The following is a 16,550-nucleotide window of genomic DNA, read 5'->3' as shown; positions in this document are numbered from 1 at the left end:
CCCGACCCAGCCTCAAGCGGATCTGGCGTGGCGAGAGCCGGGCCGTGTGGCGCCCGGTTCGTGAGAGCCGGGCACCACACGCACGTGCCGGTCGGCCTCAGCCGGTGTGGCGGAAGCTCAGGATGGCTCCGGGGTTCGCCAACTCGCTGGTCGGCAGGCCGTCGAGTCCTTCGACGAGACCTCCACTGTCGGTGGCGACATGGATGGTTCCGCCGTCAGGCGAGATCGCTGTGTCGCGGTAGCGGTTCTGGCTGCGGAACAGCGGCAGCGGACCGTCCACGAGCGTCGGCGACGCGACCGGCATACGGAAGAGCGTGCCGCGCTTGAGCGTCGGCAACAGCAGCGACTCGTCCCAGCCCGGGATCGCACGCTCACCGTAGAAGTCGACACTCGCCGGCGCGATCGTCGGGTAGCAGATGAAGAACAGTCCGGAGGGAGCGCACCGCTCTCCCTGGAAGTCGAAGTCCGGCGGGACCGTGTAGAAGGTGCGCACCGGCGGCACGAGCCGCGGGTCGTGGAAGCTCGACTCGGCCTGCTGCGGGACGTCGTCGGGGATGACGAACGCGTCGTAGTCGGCGGGGTCACAGCCACTCGCCCGCGCCGACCCGTTGCCGTAGACGTAGGCGCTGTCGTCCTGGTAGCCCGCGATCCGGGGCCAGCCGTAGTTGCCACCAGCCGTCAGGAGGTTGAGCTCGTCGTCGCTCTTGGGGCCCATCTCCGCGGAGTAGAGCCGACCGTCGTCGTCGAAGACCAGACCCTGGTGGTTGCGGTGACCGAACGTCCAGACGTGGCTGCGCACGCCATCGAGCCGCGGGTTGCTGCCCGGGATCGATCCGTCGCGGTTGAGCCGCAACGTCTTTCCTTGGTATGCCGTCCAGTCCTGGTTTCGCACTTCGGCTGCGGTGGGCAGTCGCTGGCTTTCGATGAGCCGGCAGGCGTTGAGGTCCTGGTTGTTGCCGCGGTCACCGATCGAGTAGTAGATCGTGTTGTCGCGGCCGATCTTGAGTCGCCCGGAGTTGTGGTCGTCGCTGGCCAGCAGCCCCTCGATCAGGGTGCGGGGGCTGGTCAACTGCTGCGAGCTCGCGTCGTAGGTGTAGCGGGCGATCCGTTGACGCCGGTCGAGCGCTGCGCCCGGGTCGCCGTCGTAGGTGTAGGAGAGGTAGACGTCCCACGAGCCCTGCGCACGGCCCTTGCCCTTCCCACCGCTGTCGATCGCCATGCCGAGGAGTCCGTCCTGCTCACCCGGGGTGTGCACCACCTCGGGGATGGTCAGAACGGTGCGCTTGTCTCCCGTGTCCGGGTCGACGACGGTGACGCGCCCTGCGGTGCGCTCCGTCGCCCAGAGGTTGCCGTCCGGAGCGAAGAGGATCTCGAACGGGTCCGCGAGGCCGGTGGTCAGGACGGACTTCTCGAAGTCGTCCTCGCCGGCGGGGGCGACGTTTCCTCGCGCGAGCGTGTTCGCGGACACGTTGATCGCGGCTTTCCCTTGTTCTGCGCCGGTCGACGCGGCGCTGGGCGCCTGGGCGGCAACGGTTGCGGTGGCCGCGGCCACGGCGGGGAGGATGAGCGCCAGACGGCGGGTGCGTGCAGTCGATTTCATCGGTGTGCCTTTCCTCGTCTCGGTCACGCGACGCTGCCGGCCGGACAGCCGTCGCCCCGACTCCGGTGTCCTACCCTCGACATAGGCCCGCCACACCTCCCCGACAGGAGCAATTCGTGGATGTCTCACCGCTGATCTGGACGCTGACGATCGTCTTCATCGTCGCCCTGCTGCTCTTCGACTTCTTCTTCCACGTCCGCAAGGCCCACGTGCCCACCCTCCGCGAGGCCGCGATCTGGTCGGCGCTGTATGTCGGTATCGCCGTGCTCTTCGGGATCGGGGTCCTCATCTTCGGCGGGACCGGCCCGGGTGGCGAGTACTTCGCGGGCTACATCACCGAGAAGGCACTCTCGGTCGACAACCTGTTCGTCTTCCTCATCATCATGAGCAGCTTCCGGGTGCCCCGCGAGGACCAGCAGAAGGTGCTGCTCTTCGGCATCGTGTTCGCCCTCATCGCGCGCACCGGCTTCATCTTCCTGGGCGCCGCACTGATCAACTCGTTCGCGTGGGTCTTCTACATCTTCGGGCTGATCCTGCTGATCACGGCCGGCAACATGCTCAAGCCCGACGGCGAGGACGCCCACACCGGCGACAACATCATGATCCGGCTGGCCCGCAAGGTGCTGCACACGACCGATCACTACGACGGCGACAAGTTGTTCACCATGGTCAACGGCAAGCGGGCGATGACCCCGATGCTGCTCGTGATGGTGGCGATCGGCGGCACAGACATCCTCTTCGCGCTCGACTCGATCCCGGCGATCTTCGGACTGACGCAGGACACCTTCATCGTGTTCACGGCGACGGCGTTCTCCCTGTTGGGTTTGCGGCAGCTGTTCTTCCTCATCGAAGGGCTCCTCGACCGCCTCATCTACCTCTCCTACGGACTTGCCGCGATCCTCGCGTTCATCGGCATCAAGCTGATCCTGCACGCGCTCCACGAGAACAACGTCTGGTTCATCAACGACGGTCAGCCCGTGGAGGTCGTGGAGATCAGCACCGGGCTGTCGTTGAGCGTGATCCTGGGCGTGCTCGTCGTCACCGTCGTCGCGTCCCTGTTCAGCCCAGCGGGCAAGGCGCAGAACGCGATTGCCAACGCCCGCCGGCACGCGACGTCCTACCTCGACTCGGAGTACACCGCGGACCCGGCCGAACGTGAGCGCATCCTCCGCCTGCTGCTCGCCGAACGCGACCAGATCGTCGCCCTCGGTCCGAAGTACAAGCAGAAGGCCCGCGAGGAGGCCGACCTCATGGAGCTCCTGGAGCGGGCCCGCGACAGCCACCGGGCCGCGGTCGAACGAGGCGAGGCCGAACCTCTCGGGCCGTCCAAGATCCTGCCGCACGACTGACCTTCGGTGACGTGGTCGATCGTGGTCACATCTGGCGGAGCAGTGCTGCCGCGGCGACGCCGGCGAGCACGGCAAGGAGCATGGGCACCCGTGCCACGTAGGTGACTCCGGCAACCCCGGCGCCCACGACCTGCGGTGTGTCCAGTTCCGTCCAGCCCGGGCCGGCGAGCTCAACGATGATCAGTCCTGCGAGCAGCGTGGGTGCCAGCAGACCCACGACGCGTTGGGCGAGGTCCGGAAGTTCGCGGCTGCCGAGGGCAAGCGGGCCGACCGCCTTCATCACGGCAGTGGCGACAGCGATGGCGAGCATCGACAACCACAGTCTCATCGCCGGTCTTCCTCTCCGCGACGGCGTGCGGTGGGTCCGCCTTTCAAGGGAAGGAGCCCAATCAGTGCGCCACCAGTGGCCGCCACCAAGGCGTAGCCGGGCTGGACCCAGAACACCAGCAGCCCCGCTATGGCCACGCCGCAGGTCGCCCCGGCAGCCGCACGCCGGTTGGACCGGACCTCGTCAATGACGAGGATCAGGAAGAAGGCGGGGAACACCACGTCGGCGGCGAGCGCATGGAGTGTCGAGGGATCCGGACGCGCCAACAGACCTGCAGCGGTGCCGGCGACCCAGGCCAGCCACGAGGGCAGGGTCGTGCCCGCCAGCCGGGCAATGTCGAACTGGCCGCTCCCTCGATGGGCGAGGGCGAAGGACGCGTCGATCAGTGTCTGGGCCTGCACTGCTCGCCACAGCCGACTCCCCTGCAGGCTGTCGTTGAGGGCGATGCCCATCACGAGGTAGCGGGCGTTGATCAGCACCGCTGCCGTCACTGCTGCGACCGCGCCGCCGGCGGAGAAGGTGGTCAGCAACGTGAACTGGGCGGACCCGGAGAAGGCCAGCATCGAGAAGAGCAGTGACTGCACCGAACCCCACCCGGCCGCGGCGGCCCCGGAGCCGAAAGCCATCCCCACCGCGAATGTTGCCGCCGCGGGGCCGATCCCGACACGGATGCCGTCGATGAACGACGTGCGGGTAAACACGACTATCCCTGAGGGTCGTGAGTGCGGCGGGTGCGCTGGTAGTGCCGGCGGGCCTTGGCCCGGTTGCCGCAATCGGCAGAGCTGCACCAGCGGCGCGACGCGTTCTTTGAGCGGTCCAGGAAGAGCCACCCACACGTGTCGTCGGCGCACACACGCAGCCGGCCTGCACCATCAACGTCCAGAAGGGCGCGGACCTGCAGGGCCAGTAGTGCGGGCAGGCGGCGAACAGAGTCCGTCGGGACGGACCACCGCAGCGGCAGAACCCCGCTCCAGCGAGCCTCGGCCAGTGAGGCCTGAAGGATCGCCTGCAGCGCAGCCACGTCCTCCGGGACCGAGGTCTCGCCCACGGCGAGGGGAGCCAGAACGTCATGGAGGGCCTCGCGCAGATCGCGGATCTCCACCACGACCCACCCGGCCAGACGCGGTTCACGCTGGACTTCGGTGGCGAACGCCTTCGCCTGCTTGGCGTTGATGAGGCCCGCGAATCCGGCCCAGCGCACCAATTCCGCAGCGTCCGCGATCCGGTCGACCCATCGTGCGGGATCGCGCCGCCACGACACGGTGTTCACCAGGTCGAGTGCGGGGTGGTGACCGACCAATTCCATCCAGCCGCCATCCGCGAAGCGCAACACGGCATGTTCGGCCATGGCCCCCATTCTAACCCTCAATACTCCGTTTGCTGGTTAGTCATGCATGCGACAGGCGAGAGATGGGCACGTCAGGCGTAGCGGATCGAGGGTCGAGAGAAGACGTCCGCGTGCTCGCGGAGCGGTCGGCTCCCGGGCGCCATCCCGCGAAGGAGCACTGACATGCCTACGAGCAAGACGAAGAAGACACAACAGGCTTCGACATCACGAACTCGGAGCAGGGCCACCTCGGACAGCACACACGAGGAACGTGGAAACGGCGGCGAGCTTCACCAGCGCGCCGGTGGCGACAGCCCACCCATGACCACTGCGCAGGGCGCACGGGTCGAGGACGACCAGAACTCCTTGCGCGCCGGCGACCGCGGCCCGACGCTCGTCGCCGACCACGTGTTCCGCGAGAAGATCTTCCACTTCGACCATGAACGCATACCCGAGCGTGTCGTCCACGCCCGCGGCTACGGAGCCCACGGCGTCTTCGAGTGCCTCGAGTCGCTGGCCGACATCACCCGCGCCAGCGTGTTCGCCAAGGCCGGCAAGAAGACCGAGACCTTCGTCCGCTTCTCCACCGTCGCCGGCAATCTCGGCTCCTTCGACCTGGCCCGCGACGTGCGCGGCTTCGCGACGAAGTTCTACACCGACGAGGGCAACTGGGACCTCGTCGGCAACAACATCCCGGTCTTCTTCATCCAGGACGCCCTCAAGTTCCCCGACCTCGTCCATGCCGTCAAGGAGGAGCCGGATCGCGGCTTCCCCCAGGCGCAGTCGGCGCACGACACGTTCTGGGACTTCGTCGGCCTCATGCCCGAGGCGACCCACATGACCCTGTGGCAGATGTCCGACCGCGCCATCCCCCGCTCCTTCCGGATGATGGAGGGCTTCGGCGTCCACACCTTCCGGTTCGTCAATGCCGAGGGCAAGAGCAGCTTCGTGAAATTCCACTGGAAGCCGGTGCTCGGCATGCAGTCGGTCGTGTGGAACGAAGCCGTGAAGATCAACGGCGCCGATCCCGACTTCCACCGTCGCGACCTCTTCGACGCGATCTCGGCCGGGGACTTCCCGCAATGGGAACTCGGCGTCCAGGTCTTCGACGACGCCTTCGCCGACTCGTTCGACTTCGACATCCTCGACGCGACAAAGATCGTCCCCGAGGAAGTCGTGCCGGTCCGCGTCGTCGGGACGATGACCCTCAATCGCGTCGTCGACAGCGTCTTCGCCGAGATCGAGCAGGTCGCGTTCATGACCCAGAACGTTCCGCCGGGCATTGACTTCACCAACGACCCGCTGCTCCAGGGCCGCAACTTCTCCTACCTCGACACCCAGCTCAAGCGGCTCGGGAGCACGAACTTCAGCCAGCTCCCGGTCAACGCCCCCAAGTGCCCCGTCGCCCACTTCCAGCGCGATGGCCACATGCAGGTGTCCACGCAACCGGGGCGGACGGCATACGAACCGAATTCGTTCACGGGAGCGGACCGTGGGCCGCGAGAATCGGGTACCGACGGACACGTCCCGTTCCCGGCTGAGGTCGACGGGACGATGCGGCGGATTCGCGCCGAGTCCTTCTCCGACCACTACAGCCAGGCGCGTCAGTTCTGGATCAGCCAGACCGACGTCGAGAAGGAGCACATCGTCGCGGCCTACACGTTCGAACTCGGCAAGTGCGAAATCCCTGCCATCCGTGAACGCGTGGTTGCCAACCTTCGCAATGTCGATGAGGCGCTCGCCACCGATGTGGCAGACGGACTGGGTATGCCGCTTCCTGCCGCTTCCGAGCCCGCCGCACCGGTCGTCGAGACAGAGTCCTCACCCGCACTGAGCCTCCTCGGGAACGCCAAGGAGACCTTCGAGGGGCGCAAGCTCGGTCTCCTGCTCGGCGAAGGCGCCGATGCGGCAGCGGTGAAGCGCCTGACCAAGGCCGTCGACAAGGCCGGAGGAACCGTCGAGGTCGTCGCGATCGCGGTCGGCGGAGCCATCCTCTCCGACGGTTCAACCCTCCCCGCGAAGCAGGCCGTGGCGGGCGGACCCTCCGTGCTCTACGACGCGGTGGCGATCATCGCGGGATCCGAAGGCGGCACAGCGCTCGCAGACGAGCCCCCCGCACGCGACTTCCTCACCGACGCCTTCGCGCACTACAAGGTCATCGGCCTGGCCGGCGCCACCGACGCGCTCGTTGATGCCGCCGGCCTCACCGGCAAACTCGACGACGCCTGCCTCCCCGTCGGCACGGCGAAAGACTGCACGGCCTACGTCTCTCGTATCGCCGCACCGCGCAAGTGGGACAGGGACCTGTCCGCCTGAAGGCGATTGACCCACCGTGGACGCGAATGTTCGGTCCCCGGTCGGGTAGACAGGGGACATGGCGGACAACGACGCGTCCCCGGCCTTCACGTGGGTTGGCGACTGGAGTGCTCAACTCGTCGCGACCGCGATCCACACCGGCCATGACCTGCGCGACGAGGTCCGAGCGGCGATGGCGCTGGATGAGGAGACGCGGCTGCGCGAGGAGGACCCCTTCACCGACCTGATCGGGGCGCAGTGCCCTGCGCGGGTCGTCGTGCACCGCTCCCGTTTCGAGGTCGACCTCAACCGCGCCCGCGACGAGGCGGTCTATCGCCGACCCGAGGATGCCTGGGATCTCGAGGTCTGGCGCGACAGCCCCCTGCCCGACGACATCGCGCGGCGCAGCACCGAGATGCACGACGCGTTCTATGCCGAGCTGGGTGAGCGGCTGGACGAGGTCGCTGCCCGCGGACCCTTCGTCGTCTATGACGTGCACTCCTACAACCACCGCCGCGACGGTGAGGACGCGCCAGAGGGGCCGCAGCGCAAGAACCCCGAGGTCAACGTGGGCACGGGACCGCTCGACCGGGAGCGATGGGGTGCCGTCGTCGACGTGTTCATCGAGACGCTCGCGGGGCGCGGCACTGCGGGCGGCGAGATCGACGTCCGCGAGAACGTCCGGTTCGAGGGCGCCCACCTCTCGCGCTGGGTCGACGAGCGCTATGAGGGTCGAGGCATCGCCCTCGCGCTCGAGTTCAAGAAGACCTACATGGACGAGTGGACCGGGGAGCCGGACCACGAGCAGATCGACACGTTGGCGCGGGCCCTGGGCCAGACGGTCGAGCCCGTGCTCCATGCCCTGCGGGTCGCGTCCGGCGCTCGCGACGGAGGTGCCACCCGATGACCGACTCGACACTGTCCGTCAGCGACCTCGCGATCGACCACGCCCTGGCCCAGACGGCGGCGAGCATGCAGTTCCTCCTCGACGTCACCCCGGTCAACGCCGACGAGATCAAGGCCGACTTCGTCAACGGGCGCGTGCGCGACCCGGCGTTCGTCTATCGACCCGTCGAGGTCCAGCCCGACGTCCTGTCGAAGGCCCTCCACAACATCGACGTCTCGGCCATCGAGGACCCGACGCTGGGGCACCTGCTGCGGGCCAAGCACCGCGAGCTCGCCCTCCAGTTCGACATGCTCCGGGCGCGCGACACCGACGACTTCAAGGCCCTGAGCATCGAGCTCTACGGCGGAACGTCGCCCGAGCTGCGCACCCAGGCCGAGGGCATCCTCGAACGCGTCAAGGTGACCGAGGGGCCCGGCGAGGTCGTGCCCGCTCCCGAGTTCCTCGAGCTGGCGCAGGCCGAGATCGACCACTACCGGGAGATCGACCCCGAGATCGACCTCCACGCCGAGATGCGGGACGACGTCAACGGGATCATGGTCACCGGCAACACCCTGCTCATCGACAACGACTCGGTGGTTCAGCGCGCCCGCGTCAACGGGCTGCTCCAACACGAGGTCGGCACCCATCTCGTCACCCAGGTCAACGGCGCCGCCCAGCCGGTCCAGGTCCTCGGTACCGGCCTCGCCGGCTACGACGAGACCCAGGAGGGTCTGGCCGTGCTCGCCGAGGTGGCCTGCGGGGAGCTCACGCCGTTCCGCCTCAGGCAGTTGGCCGCTCGCGTGCTCACGGTGCACCGCATGCAGGGAGGGGCCGAGTTCGTCGAGGCCTGGCGGGCACTGCTCAAGGACGGTTTCACCGAGCGCAGCGCCTTCACGACGACGATGCGCGCCTACCGCTCGGGCGGCCTGAGCAAGGACGCCATCTATCTGCGCGGACTCGTGGACCTGCTCGCCCACTTGCGGGGAGGCGGCGACCTCGCGCTGCTGTGGCTCGGCAAGTTCTCGCTTGCCGACCTGCCACTCATCAGCGACCTCCACGAGCGAGGAGTCCTCGTCGCCCCTCGCCTCGTCCCCCGCTACGCCGAGGACCCAGCGTCCACCGCCCGCCTCAACGCCGCCGCCGACTCGGTCGACGACGTGGCCCAACTCATCACGGGAGCAGCAGCATGAAGATCGGATTCGTCGTCAACGACGTCATGAGCGAGGAGCCGGTCTACACCACCACCCGTCTCGCGCTCGCCGCCAAGCAGCAGGGTCACGAGGCCTACCTCATGGGCATCGGCGACTTCGCCTTCGAACCGGACGGGTCCCTGACCGCCCGCGTCCGCGGCGGCACGGCCAAGACCTACCGATCCCTGGAGCGCTATCTCAAGGATGTGCAGAAGCCCGATGTCGAGAAGCAGATGCCGGTCGGCGAGTTCGACGTCGTCATGCTCCGCAACGACCCTGCCGAGGACGCCGAGGCCCGTCCGTGGGCCAACAATGCGGCCGTCGCCTTCGGACAGCTCTTCGCCGCTGCGGGGGTGCTCGTCGTCAACGACCCGACCAACCTGGCCGATGCGCTGAGCAAGGCCTATTTCCAGCACTTTCCGGAGATCGTGCGGCCCCAGACCCTGATCTCGCGCGACGAGGAGCAGATCTCGAAGTTCATCGCCGACCTCGGAGGTCGCGCCGTGCTGAAACCACTTCAGGGCTCGGGCGGCAGCGGCGTCTTCCTCGTCAACAGTTCCGAGTCGCCCAACCTCAGCCAGATCATCGAGGCGATCGCACGCGACGGCTACGTCGTCGCCCAGGAGTACCTCCCCGCAGCCTCCGAGGGCGACGTGCGCATGTTCGTGATGAACGGACGCCCCCTCGAAGTGGACGGCCAGATCGCGGCCTTCCGTCGCAAGAGCAGCGGAGACGACCTGCGCAGCAACATGTCGGCTGGCGGCAAGGCGAGCAAGGTCGCCGTCACCGACGAGATGCACGCCCTCGTCGAGACCGTGCAGCCCAAGCTCGTCGCGGACGGAATGTTCCTCGTCGGCATCGACATCGTGGGCAACAAGCTCATGGAGGTCAACGTGTTCAGCCCCGGCGGCCTGGGTTCGTGCCAGCAGCTCTATGGCCACGACTACGCCAAGGCGATCATCGACGACCTCGAACGCAAGGTCGGGATCCGGAAGCACTACCGATCCGAGCTGACGAACCTGCGCCTCGCCACGCTCTGAGGCGAGCGCGCAGCGCGACGCGAGCACACGGCATACGTCGAAATTCTTTGCCCTGTATGCCGTGTGCTCGCCCGTGCGGGGCCACTTCGGCTCCCGAAGGTATGGATTGCACAAAATTTCGTGAGATCTCTGGACTCGCCCTGCGAGCACTGGCAAGGTGCTCCGGGGGTCACGACGACGTGGCCCGATACCAGGAGGAAATCGTGAATTCGACCTTCATGAAGAAGGCTGCGGTGATCGCCGCGACCGCGACGTGCGCCGTCGCCACCACCGCGATGGCCATGCCGGCCGGGGCCGCTCCACTCGACGCCCCGACGTCGTTCGTCGTCGCCCAGGGCGGCACGGGCAGCGACAAGGCCGTCGCCGCGATCGAGGCCGCGGGCGGCACCGTCGTCCAGGAGTGGCCGCAGATCGGCGTCGTCATCGCCACCGCGAGCGACGACACGTTCGACGACCAGGTCCGCGCGTCGAAGGGGATCGTGGCCGCCGGCCCGAGCCGCGCGATGCAGGCCTACGTGCCGTCCGAGGGCATCGTGCCCGACGGCACCGTCCAGGGCCTCGGCCCGGGCACGTCCGGAGGGGACGACAACCTTGAGCCGCGCTTCGCGGACCAGTGGCACATGCGTCAGATCGGCGCCGACAAGGCCCACCTCGTGACCGATGGCAACCGCGACATCACCGTGGGTGTCCTTGACTCCGGCATCGAGGCCGACCACCCCGACCTCGCCGCCAACGTCGACGCCTCGCAGTCCGTGGACTGCACCGACCGCGGTGTGCCCAACACCGACCCGAAGGCGTGGCAGCCCACCACCTCGTCGCACGGCACGCACGTCGCCGGCACGATCGCCGCCGCCCGCAACGGTGAAGGCGTCATCGGCGTCGCGCCGAACGTCAAGCTCGCGTCCGTCAAGGTCGTCGAGGACGCCGGCTACATCTACCCGGAGTACGCCATCTGTGGCTTCATCTGGGCTGCCGAGAAGGGCATGGAGGTCACGAACAACTCGTACTACATCGACCCCTACGGCCTCTGGTGCAAGTCCGAGCTCGACGAGAAGGCCGCGATCCTCGCCGTGGAGCGTGCGCTGAAGTACAGCGAGAAGAAGGACGTCGTCAACGTCGCCGCCGCCGGCAACTCGGCCTGGGACCTGTCCAAGCCGATCCACGACGAGGGCAGCCCCAACAACGTGCCCGAGCCGACGCCGCGTGACACCGACCAGCACTGCTACGACATGCCCACCGAGGTCGGCAACACCGTGACCGTGTCGTCGGTCGGCCCGACGGCCGCGAAGTCGTTCTACTCCAACTGGGGTCGTGGCGTCGTCGACGTTGCTGCCCCCGGTGGTGACTCGCGTGTCGTGGCGGACACCCCGTCGAAGAACGGTCGCGTCCTCTCGACGGTCCTCCACGGTGGCTACGGCTTCTCGCAGGGCACCTCGATGGCCTCGCCCCACGCGGCGGGTGTGGTGGCTTTGATTCGTGGCACCGACATGGGTCTGAACGCGAAGCAGGCTGTGAAGACGCTCCAGCGTGAGGCGAACGCCCAGCCGTGCCCGGAGTTCTACGACGCCAACCGTGACGGCGTGAACGACGCGACGTGTGAGGGCAAGGCCAGTGGCTCCGGCTACTACGGCGCTGGCCTGATCGACGCACTGGCGGCCGTCACCAAGTGACCCGCCCCCTCCGCAACGTCAGCGTCAGCGGTCGCTAGAACCGCCGTTGACGCTGACGTTGTGAAGGGAGCTCGCCGCAACACCCGAGGCCCGTGTCTCCTCCCTGGGGGACACGGGCCTCGTGCGTGCGGCCGCGCCGGGTCAGCGGAGGCCGGCCAGCTTCTCGGCGATCTCGACGACGTTGGTGAGCAACATGGCGCGGGTCATGGGGCCGACCCCACCGGGGTTGGGGCTCACCCAGCCGGCGACCTCGGCCACGTCGGCCGCGACGTCACCGGCGATGACGGAGCGGCCGTCCTCCACGACGCGGCTCACACCGACGTCGAGGACAGCTGCGCCGGGCTTGATCATGTTGCCCGTGATGAGTCCGGGGACGCCGGCGGCGGCGATGACGATGTCGGCGCGGCGGACCTCGGCCGCGAGGTCGACGGTGCCGGTGTGGCACTGGACGACCGTGGCGTTCTCTGAGCGACGGGTGAGGATGAGCGAGAGGGGGCGGCCCACCGTGATGCCGCGACCGACGACGACCACGCGGGCGCCTGCGATCGGGACGTTGAAGCGGCGAAGCAGTTCGATGCAGCCGACGGGAGTGCAGGGCAGCGGGGCTTCCTGACCGAGCACGAGCCAGCCGAGGTTGGTGGGGTGGAGCCCGTCGACGTCCTTGGTGGGGTCGACCTCCGCGAGGATGCGGTTCTCGTCGAGGCCGGTCGGCTGCTGGACGAGGAAGCCGGTGCACGCGGGGTCGGCGTTGAGTTCGCGCACAACCTCGAGGACGTTGTCGAGGGTCGAGGTCGCCGGCAGGTCACGGCGAATGCTGGAGAGGCCGATGTCGGCGCAGTCCTTGTGCTTGGCGTTGACGTACCACGTGCTCCCCGGGTCGTCCCCCACCAGCACCGTCCCGAGCCCGGGGGTGATCCCGCGCTCTGCGAGGACCGCGACACGACCGCGCAGCTCCTCCTTGATCGTCGCGAGAATCGCCTTGCCGTCGAGAACCTGAGCCGTCACGCGGGCAATCCTCCCAGACGCGGTGGGCGGGGACCCAAGGGTCCGCTGCCTGGTCGCGCGGAAATCGGGATTCCCGGGGCCGCAAGGTGTGCCTGTCAGGGACTGCCTTTGCTCCCTCTCGCGACGCAAAGACACCTTTGTTGCTCACGGCCGGTGAAGCAATCGTTGGTTGCTCCGGCGTGGTGCAGCACGTGTGGGTGTCTTTGCTCCCGTGTGTGGAGCAAAGACACTTCCTGAGCGGGCACCACCTCGAGGTCGCCCGCGTCCGCTCACACGCGCGACGCGAGGGCAGCCAAGGCCGCCGGGAAGCACTCCGCGGACGGCGTCACCAACCCAGCACCGACCTGCCCCGTCCCGGCGACGCGTCCGGCCATGCCGGTGTTGATCTGGGGCAGGATCCCGGTCCGGACGACCGATACGACGTCGATCCCTGTCGGCGTCCCGCGGAAGTCGAGAATCGGCACCTGGAACATCGGGTGCTCGCCCTGCGTGATCTCGTACATCCGCTGCGTCGCCTGCAGCGCGAACGCCACATCGCCGCCGACGAACTTCACGATCGCCGGGGCCGCCGCCATCGCGAAGCCACCGATGCCGCCGGTCTCCGTGATCGCCGAGTCACCGATGTCGGGGTTGGCGTCGTCCGGCCCATAGTCCCCCAGGAACAAGCCTTCCGGAGTGTTCGCCGGACCGGTGAACCACGCATCCCCGGTTCCGGACACCCGGATCCCGAAGTCGGTGCCATTGCGCGCCATCGTCGTCACGATCGACGACCCGGCCACCCCGTGTGCCGCCATGGTCGCGAGCTTGCAGGCCGGCATACCGAGATTGAGGAAGAAGTGCTCGTTGGCACCCGAGAAGCGCACCGCCTCCGCGATGTCCGTCGACGACGCGTCCGCCGTGATCATCCCGGGCAGCAGTTCGCGCAGCAGCATGAGCGACCCGGCACGGTTGCGGTTGTGGCCCTCGTCGCCCATCTGGAGCATCTGGGCGAGGATCGCCTTGATGTCGAAGGGTCCGGTCACGCGCACCGACTGTTGCAGGATCGGCCCAAGCACATCGGTCATCCAGTGGAGTCGGTCGACGACCTCGGGACCGTAGGCGCCATAGCGCAGGACCTTGCCGAGCCCCTCGTTGAGCGAGCACCACGACCATGCGTCATGGGCCTCGTCGCGCAGGCCGTACATCCACATCGACGGTGACACCACGCCCGCCATGGGTCCGACCGCGTCTCGGTGGTGGCACGGCTCGAACGCGAACTGCCCTGCGGCGAGGGCCTTCTCGGCCTCCTCGGCGTTGTCGGCCAGTCCCTCGAAGAGGACCGCACCGATCAGGGCGCCCTTGAGCGGACCCGACATCCGCTCCCATTCGATCGGCGGCCCGGCGTGCAAGAACGTCCCGCGCTCGAGGTCCAGGGCGTCCTTGGCCTGCTTCACGTCGCAGAGCTCGGCTCCCGCGGCTGACATTCGCGCGTATGCCGTCGCGTTGGCCTCCGCTCGACGCGCATCTCCCATGACCCGGGCGAGGTCGGCCTCGGTCCCCTCCATGGGCGGCTGCCAGTCCGCCTCCGTGACCTCGACGGCCTGCCCGCGAAGGGCGTCGGCGAAGAGCTGAACCCCAGAGGTCGCGACCGACGGCGACTCGGCCGACAAGAGTCCGCGCAACGGCTGGTTCATCGGTCGCCTCCGAGAAAGCTGAGCGCGTGCCGTGTGGCGTCGCGGTTGGACAGGAAGACCGAGGCACCGGCCGCGGCAAGCGTCAGGGCGGTGCGCGTCAGCCCCTGCGGGTCTCCCTCGGTGCCCGTGAGCGATACGACGACGGGGAGTTCTCGCCCATCTGCACGGGCGGTGTCCTTGGCGGCGCGGATCGCGTCGGCGAGTTCACCGGCGGGGTCCTGGTGGGCGCCGTAGCCGAGGACGAGGTCGAGCAACAGCACCCCACACGTCGGGTCGGCGGCCTCGGCGGAGATGCGCTCCATGCGGAGGGTCGGGTCGATCATCGGGTGCGCCCGCCCCTGCGTCAGCCCGTCGTCGCCGAAGTCGATGACGACATGCCCGTCCGATCGCAGGTCAGACCCCAGTGCGAGGTCGTCACGCAGTGGGATGTTCGAGCGGATGTCACCCAATTCCTCGGCAGCCAGCAACATGGCCTCGTCCGCGAGGGTTCCGCCGCAGAAGAGTCCACGCAGGCTCCCGCTCACCGAGCCGGGCTCAGGGTCGTTGTCCGACAACCACTTCGGCCAACCCGGCACGTCACGCCCTTCGGCCCGAAGCACCGCCTCAAGCGCCGACGTGAGGTCCGGTCGACCCGCACCGAGCGTCGCCCAGTGGACAGGGAGACCCAGCCCGCCGGCATACGACTCGAGGTCCGCGAGGACCTCCTCGTCCGGTGGCTTCGAGACGACGACGATCGACGTCGTGGCGTCGTCGGCGGCGAGCGCGGCGAGGGCCTGACGGGTGGAACGTCCGCCGACGGCGGACTTGAGGTCGCGCCCTCCGACGCCGAGACAGTGCGAGATGCCCACCCCGGCGGCGTCGAGGAGACACATGATCTGCTGCGCGCCCGTCCCCGACGCTGCGACCATGCCGATCGGTCCGGCGTCCACGACGTTGGCGAAACCGAGCGCCACTCCCCCGATGACGGCGGTGCCGCAGTCAGGCCCCATGACGAGGACGTCGGCGGCGGCTGCTGCGTCCTTGAGGAGCACCTCGTCCTCGACGGAGACGTTGTCGGAGAACAACATCACGCTCGCCCCGGCCCCGATCGCATCGAGCGCCTCGGTCGTCGCGAAGCGCCCTGGCACCGAAATCATGGCGATCTCGGCACCGCCGGCACGAACTGCCGAGGCCGTGGTTCGAGGAGGCGGCGCGTCCCCGAACCCACCGCCAGGCGCCCGGGACGTCGCTGTGAGCGCGGCGTCGGCGGCGGCAACACCGGCGGCGACCGCCTCGTCGTCGGCCGCGCGCACCGCGACCACGAGGTCGTTGGGTCCTGCCGTGTCGGGAATGTCGAAGCCCATGCCGGTCAGGACCTCGACGTTGAGCTCGGTCGCCATGGCCACTTGCGCAGCCTCGACACCTGCCGTTTCACCCATGGTTCGCGACACCTGGAGCAGGGTCACGGAGTCGTGATAGGCGCCCTTGCGCACGTCCACCTGAGTCACAGTCACGACGAGATCCGTTCCAGGAGAGGGGTGTTGGCTGCATCCAGCACGAGGTCGATGCCTTGGAGGAGAGCTTCACCGGAGGTGTGGCCGATGGCGAGGATCTGCTCGCGCGTGGCCTGCGAGTCTGCGAACCCGGCCACGACGGAGGTGACGTGATCGACGACGGCTGACACGGCATACCCGGCATGAGCGGCGACGAGAAGTGACGCCGACAAACTCGTCGTGCGCTCCGCGGGCACCCTTGCGGGTCGTGCGATGCCGAGGGCTCGCGCGGCGAGGAGTGCTCCGCAGAGGACGTCGTCGGCGCGGGGGGTGAGCCCTTCGCCGCGGCCGATCTCGGCGAGCAGAGGGGCCCAGTCGAACGCGACCGGTTGTGGTGCGCCGGTCCTGACGCGCCGGGGGCGCCAGGACCGGACGATTCGTATGCCGTGGCTCGGCAACGCGACCAGGTCGCCTCCGAGGGTCACGGCCTCGCCCGGCGCGACTCCCCAGTCGCGCGGGCCGGGTTCGGCGAGTCGCACGGACGTCGGGAGGACGAGCGCATCGCTGGTGACGACGGGGAGGACGCGGGCATGCTCGGGCAGGATGAGGTAGAGGGCCGTCGGGAACGCCGCGAGCACGACAGCAGGCCGGCGCGAACCCGCCACGAGATCCCGCGTGAGCGGGGAGGCCGCAGCCGGGATCGTCGTATCCACCC

14 protein-coding genes are annotated in these 16,550 nt (G+C 68.4%); 6 read left to right on the top strand and 8 right to left on the bottom strand.

Annotated elements, in window-relative coordinates; translation table 11 throughout:
* Window positions 1-97: 97 nt before the first annotated feature.
* On the bottom strand, window positions 98-1,600 hold the full coding sequence (locus tag N802_RS08925) for a glucose/sorbosone family PQQ-dependent dehydrogenase (RefSeq protein WP_084072051.1): 1,503 nt from the start codon (window positions 1,598-1,600) through the stop codon (window positions 98-100).
* 116 nt (window positions 1,601-1,716) lie between these two features.
* On the opposite strand from N802_RS08925, the gene N802_RS08920 reads away from it, so the two are divergent.
* Entirely contained in the window at window positions 1,717-2,949 is a 1,233-nt protein-coding gene (locus N802_RS08920) for a TerC/Alx family metal homeostasis membrane protein (protein ID WP_035914903.1), read from the top strand.
* A 25-nt stretch (window positions 2,950-2,974) separates the two neighbouring features.
* On the opposite strand, the gene N802_RS08915 is transcribed toward N802_RS08920, so the two are convergent.
* Genes N802_RS08915 through N802_RS20825 form a run of 3 tightly spaced genes read right to left on the bottom strand, consistent with a single transcriptional unit; the run spans window position 2,975 to window position 4,625 of the window.
* The gene (locus N802_RS08915) at window positions 2,975-3,277 is read right to left on the bottom strand and encodes an AzlD domain-containing protein (RefSeq protein ID WP_035914899.1); all 303 of its coding nucleotides are present in this window, start codon (window positions 3,275-3,277) and stop codon (window positions 2,975-2,977) included.
* Window positions 3,274-3,978, bottom strand: coding sequence for an AzlC family ABC transporter permease (locus N802_RS08910; protein WP_052109665.1), 705 nt, complete (start codon window positions 3,976-3,978; stop codon window positions 3,274-3,276). Before N802_RS08910 ends, N802_RS08915 begins: the two co-directional genes overlap by 4 nt.
* A 2-nt stretch (window positions 3,979-3,980) precedes the next feature.
* Window positions 3,981-4,625, bottom strand: coding sequence for a CGNR zinc finger domain-containing protein (locus N802_RS20825; RefSeq protein WP_245613888.1), 645 nt, complete (start codon window positions 4,623-4,625; stop codon window positions 3,981-3,983).
* A 300-nt stretch (window positions 4,626-4,925) separates the two neighbouring features.
* Here N802_RS20825 and N802_RS08900 point away from each other — a divergent pair, with 300 nt between their 5' ends.
* The 5 genes from N802_RS08900 (at window position 4,926) to N802_RS08880 (ending at window position 11,685) form a co-directional block, all read left to right on the top strand.
* The gene (locus N802_RS08900) at window positions 4,926-6,920 is read left to right on the top strand and encodes a catalase (RefSeq protein ID WP_245613887.1); all 1,995 of its coding nucleotides are present in this window, start codon (window positions 4,926-4,928) and stop codon (window positions 6,918-6,920) included.
* A 58-nt stretch (window positions 6,921-6,978) separates the two neighbouring features.
* Entirely contained in the window at window positions 6,979-7,806 is an 828-nt protein-coding gene (locus N802_RS08895; RefSeq protein ID WP_052109661.1) for an N-formylglutamate amidohydrolase, read from the top strand.
* Window positions 7,803-8,975 (top strand): peptidase MATCAP family protein, encoded by a 1,173-nt coding sequence (locus N802_RS08890; RefSeq protein ID WP_035914891.1) that lies wholly within the window; start codon window positions 7,803-7,805, stop codon window positions 8,973-8,975. Before N802_RS08895 ends, N802_RS08890 begins: the two co-directional genes overlap by 4 nt.
* Window positions 8,972-10,015, top strand: a complete 1,044-nt coding sequence (locus tag N802_RS08885) for a glutathione synthetase (RefSeq protein WP_035914887.1) — start codon at window positions 8,972-8,974, stop codon at window positions 10,013-10,015. The genes N802_RS08890 and N802_RS08885 overlap by 4 nt, the downstream gene beginning before the upstream one ends.
* Window positions 10,016-10,218: 203 nt before the next feature.
* A complete protein-coding gene (locus N802_RS08880) occupies window positions 10,219-11,685 on the top strand; it encodes a S8 family peptidase (RefSeq protein WP_245613886.1) in 1,467 nt (488 codons plus the stop codon).
* A gap of 141 nt (window positions 11,686-11,826) precedes the next feature.
* Here N802_RS08880 and N802_RS08875 read toward each other — a convergent pair whose 3' ends face one another.
* The 4 genes from N802_RS08875 to N802_RS08860 all read right to left on the bottom strand — a co-directional run bounded on the left by N802_RS08875 (window position 11,827) and on the right by N802_RS08860 (window position 16,548).
* On the bottom strand, window positions 11,827-12,690 hold the full coding sequence (locus tag N802_RS08875; RefSeq protein WP_035914885.1) for a bifunctional methylenetetrahydrofolate dehydrogenase/methenyltetrahydrofolate cyclohydrolase: 864 nt from the start codon (window positions 12,688-12,690) through the stop codon (window positions 11,827-11,829).
* Between the two features lie 269 nt (window positions 12,691-12,959).
* On the bottom strand, window positions 12,960-14,363 hold the full coding sequence (locus N802_RS08870; RefSeq protein ID WP_035914883.1) for a YlbE family protein: 1,404 nt from the start codon (window positions 14,361-14,363) through the stop codon (window positions 12,960-12,962).
* Complete coding sequence (locus N802_RS08865; RefSeq protein WP_035914879.1) at window positions 14,360-15,856, bottom strand: AllF/FdrA family protein; 1,497 nt, start codon at window positions 15,854-15,856, stop codon at window positions 14,360-14,362. The genes N802_RS08870 and N802_RS08865 overlap by 4 nt, the downstream gene beginning before the upstream one ends.
* Complete coding sequence (locus N802_RS08860; protein ID WP_035914876.1) at window positions 15,853-16,548, bottom strand: oxamate carbamoyltransferase subunit AllH family protein; 696 nt, start codon at window positions 16,546-16,548, stop codon at window positions 15,853-15,855. The genes N802_RS08865 and N802_RS08860 overlap by 4 nt, the downstream gene beginning before the upstream one ends.
* Between the last annotated feature and the right edge of the window lie 2 nt (window positions 16,549-16,550).

Source organism: Knoellia sinensis KCTC 19936, assembly GCF_000768705.1.
In the GTDB taxonomy this organism is placed as follows: Bacteria; Actinomycetota; Actinomycetes; order Actinomycetales; family Dermatophilaceae; genus Knoellia; species Knoellia sinensis.
This window is presented reverse-complemented; position numbering and strand designations above follow the sequence as displayed.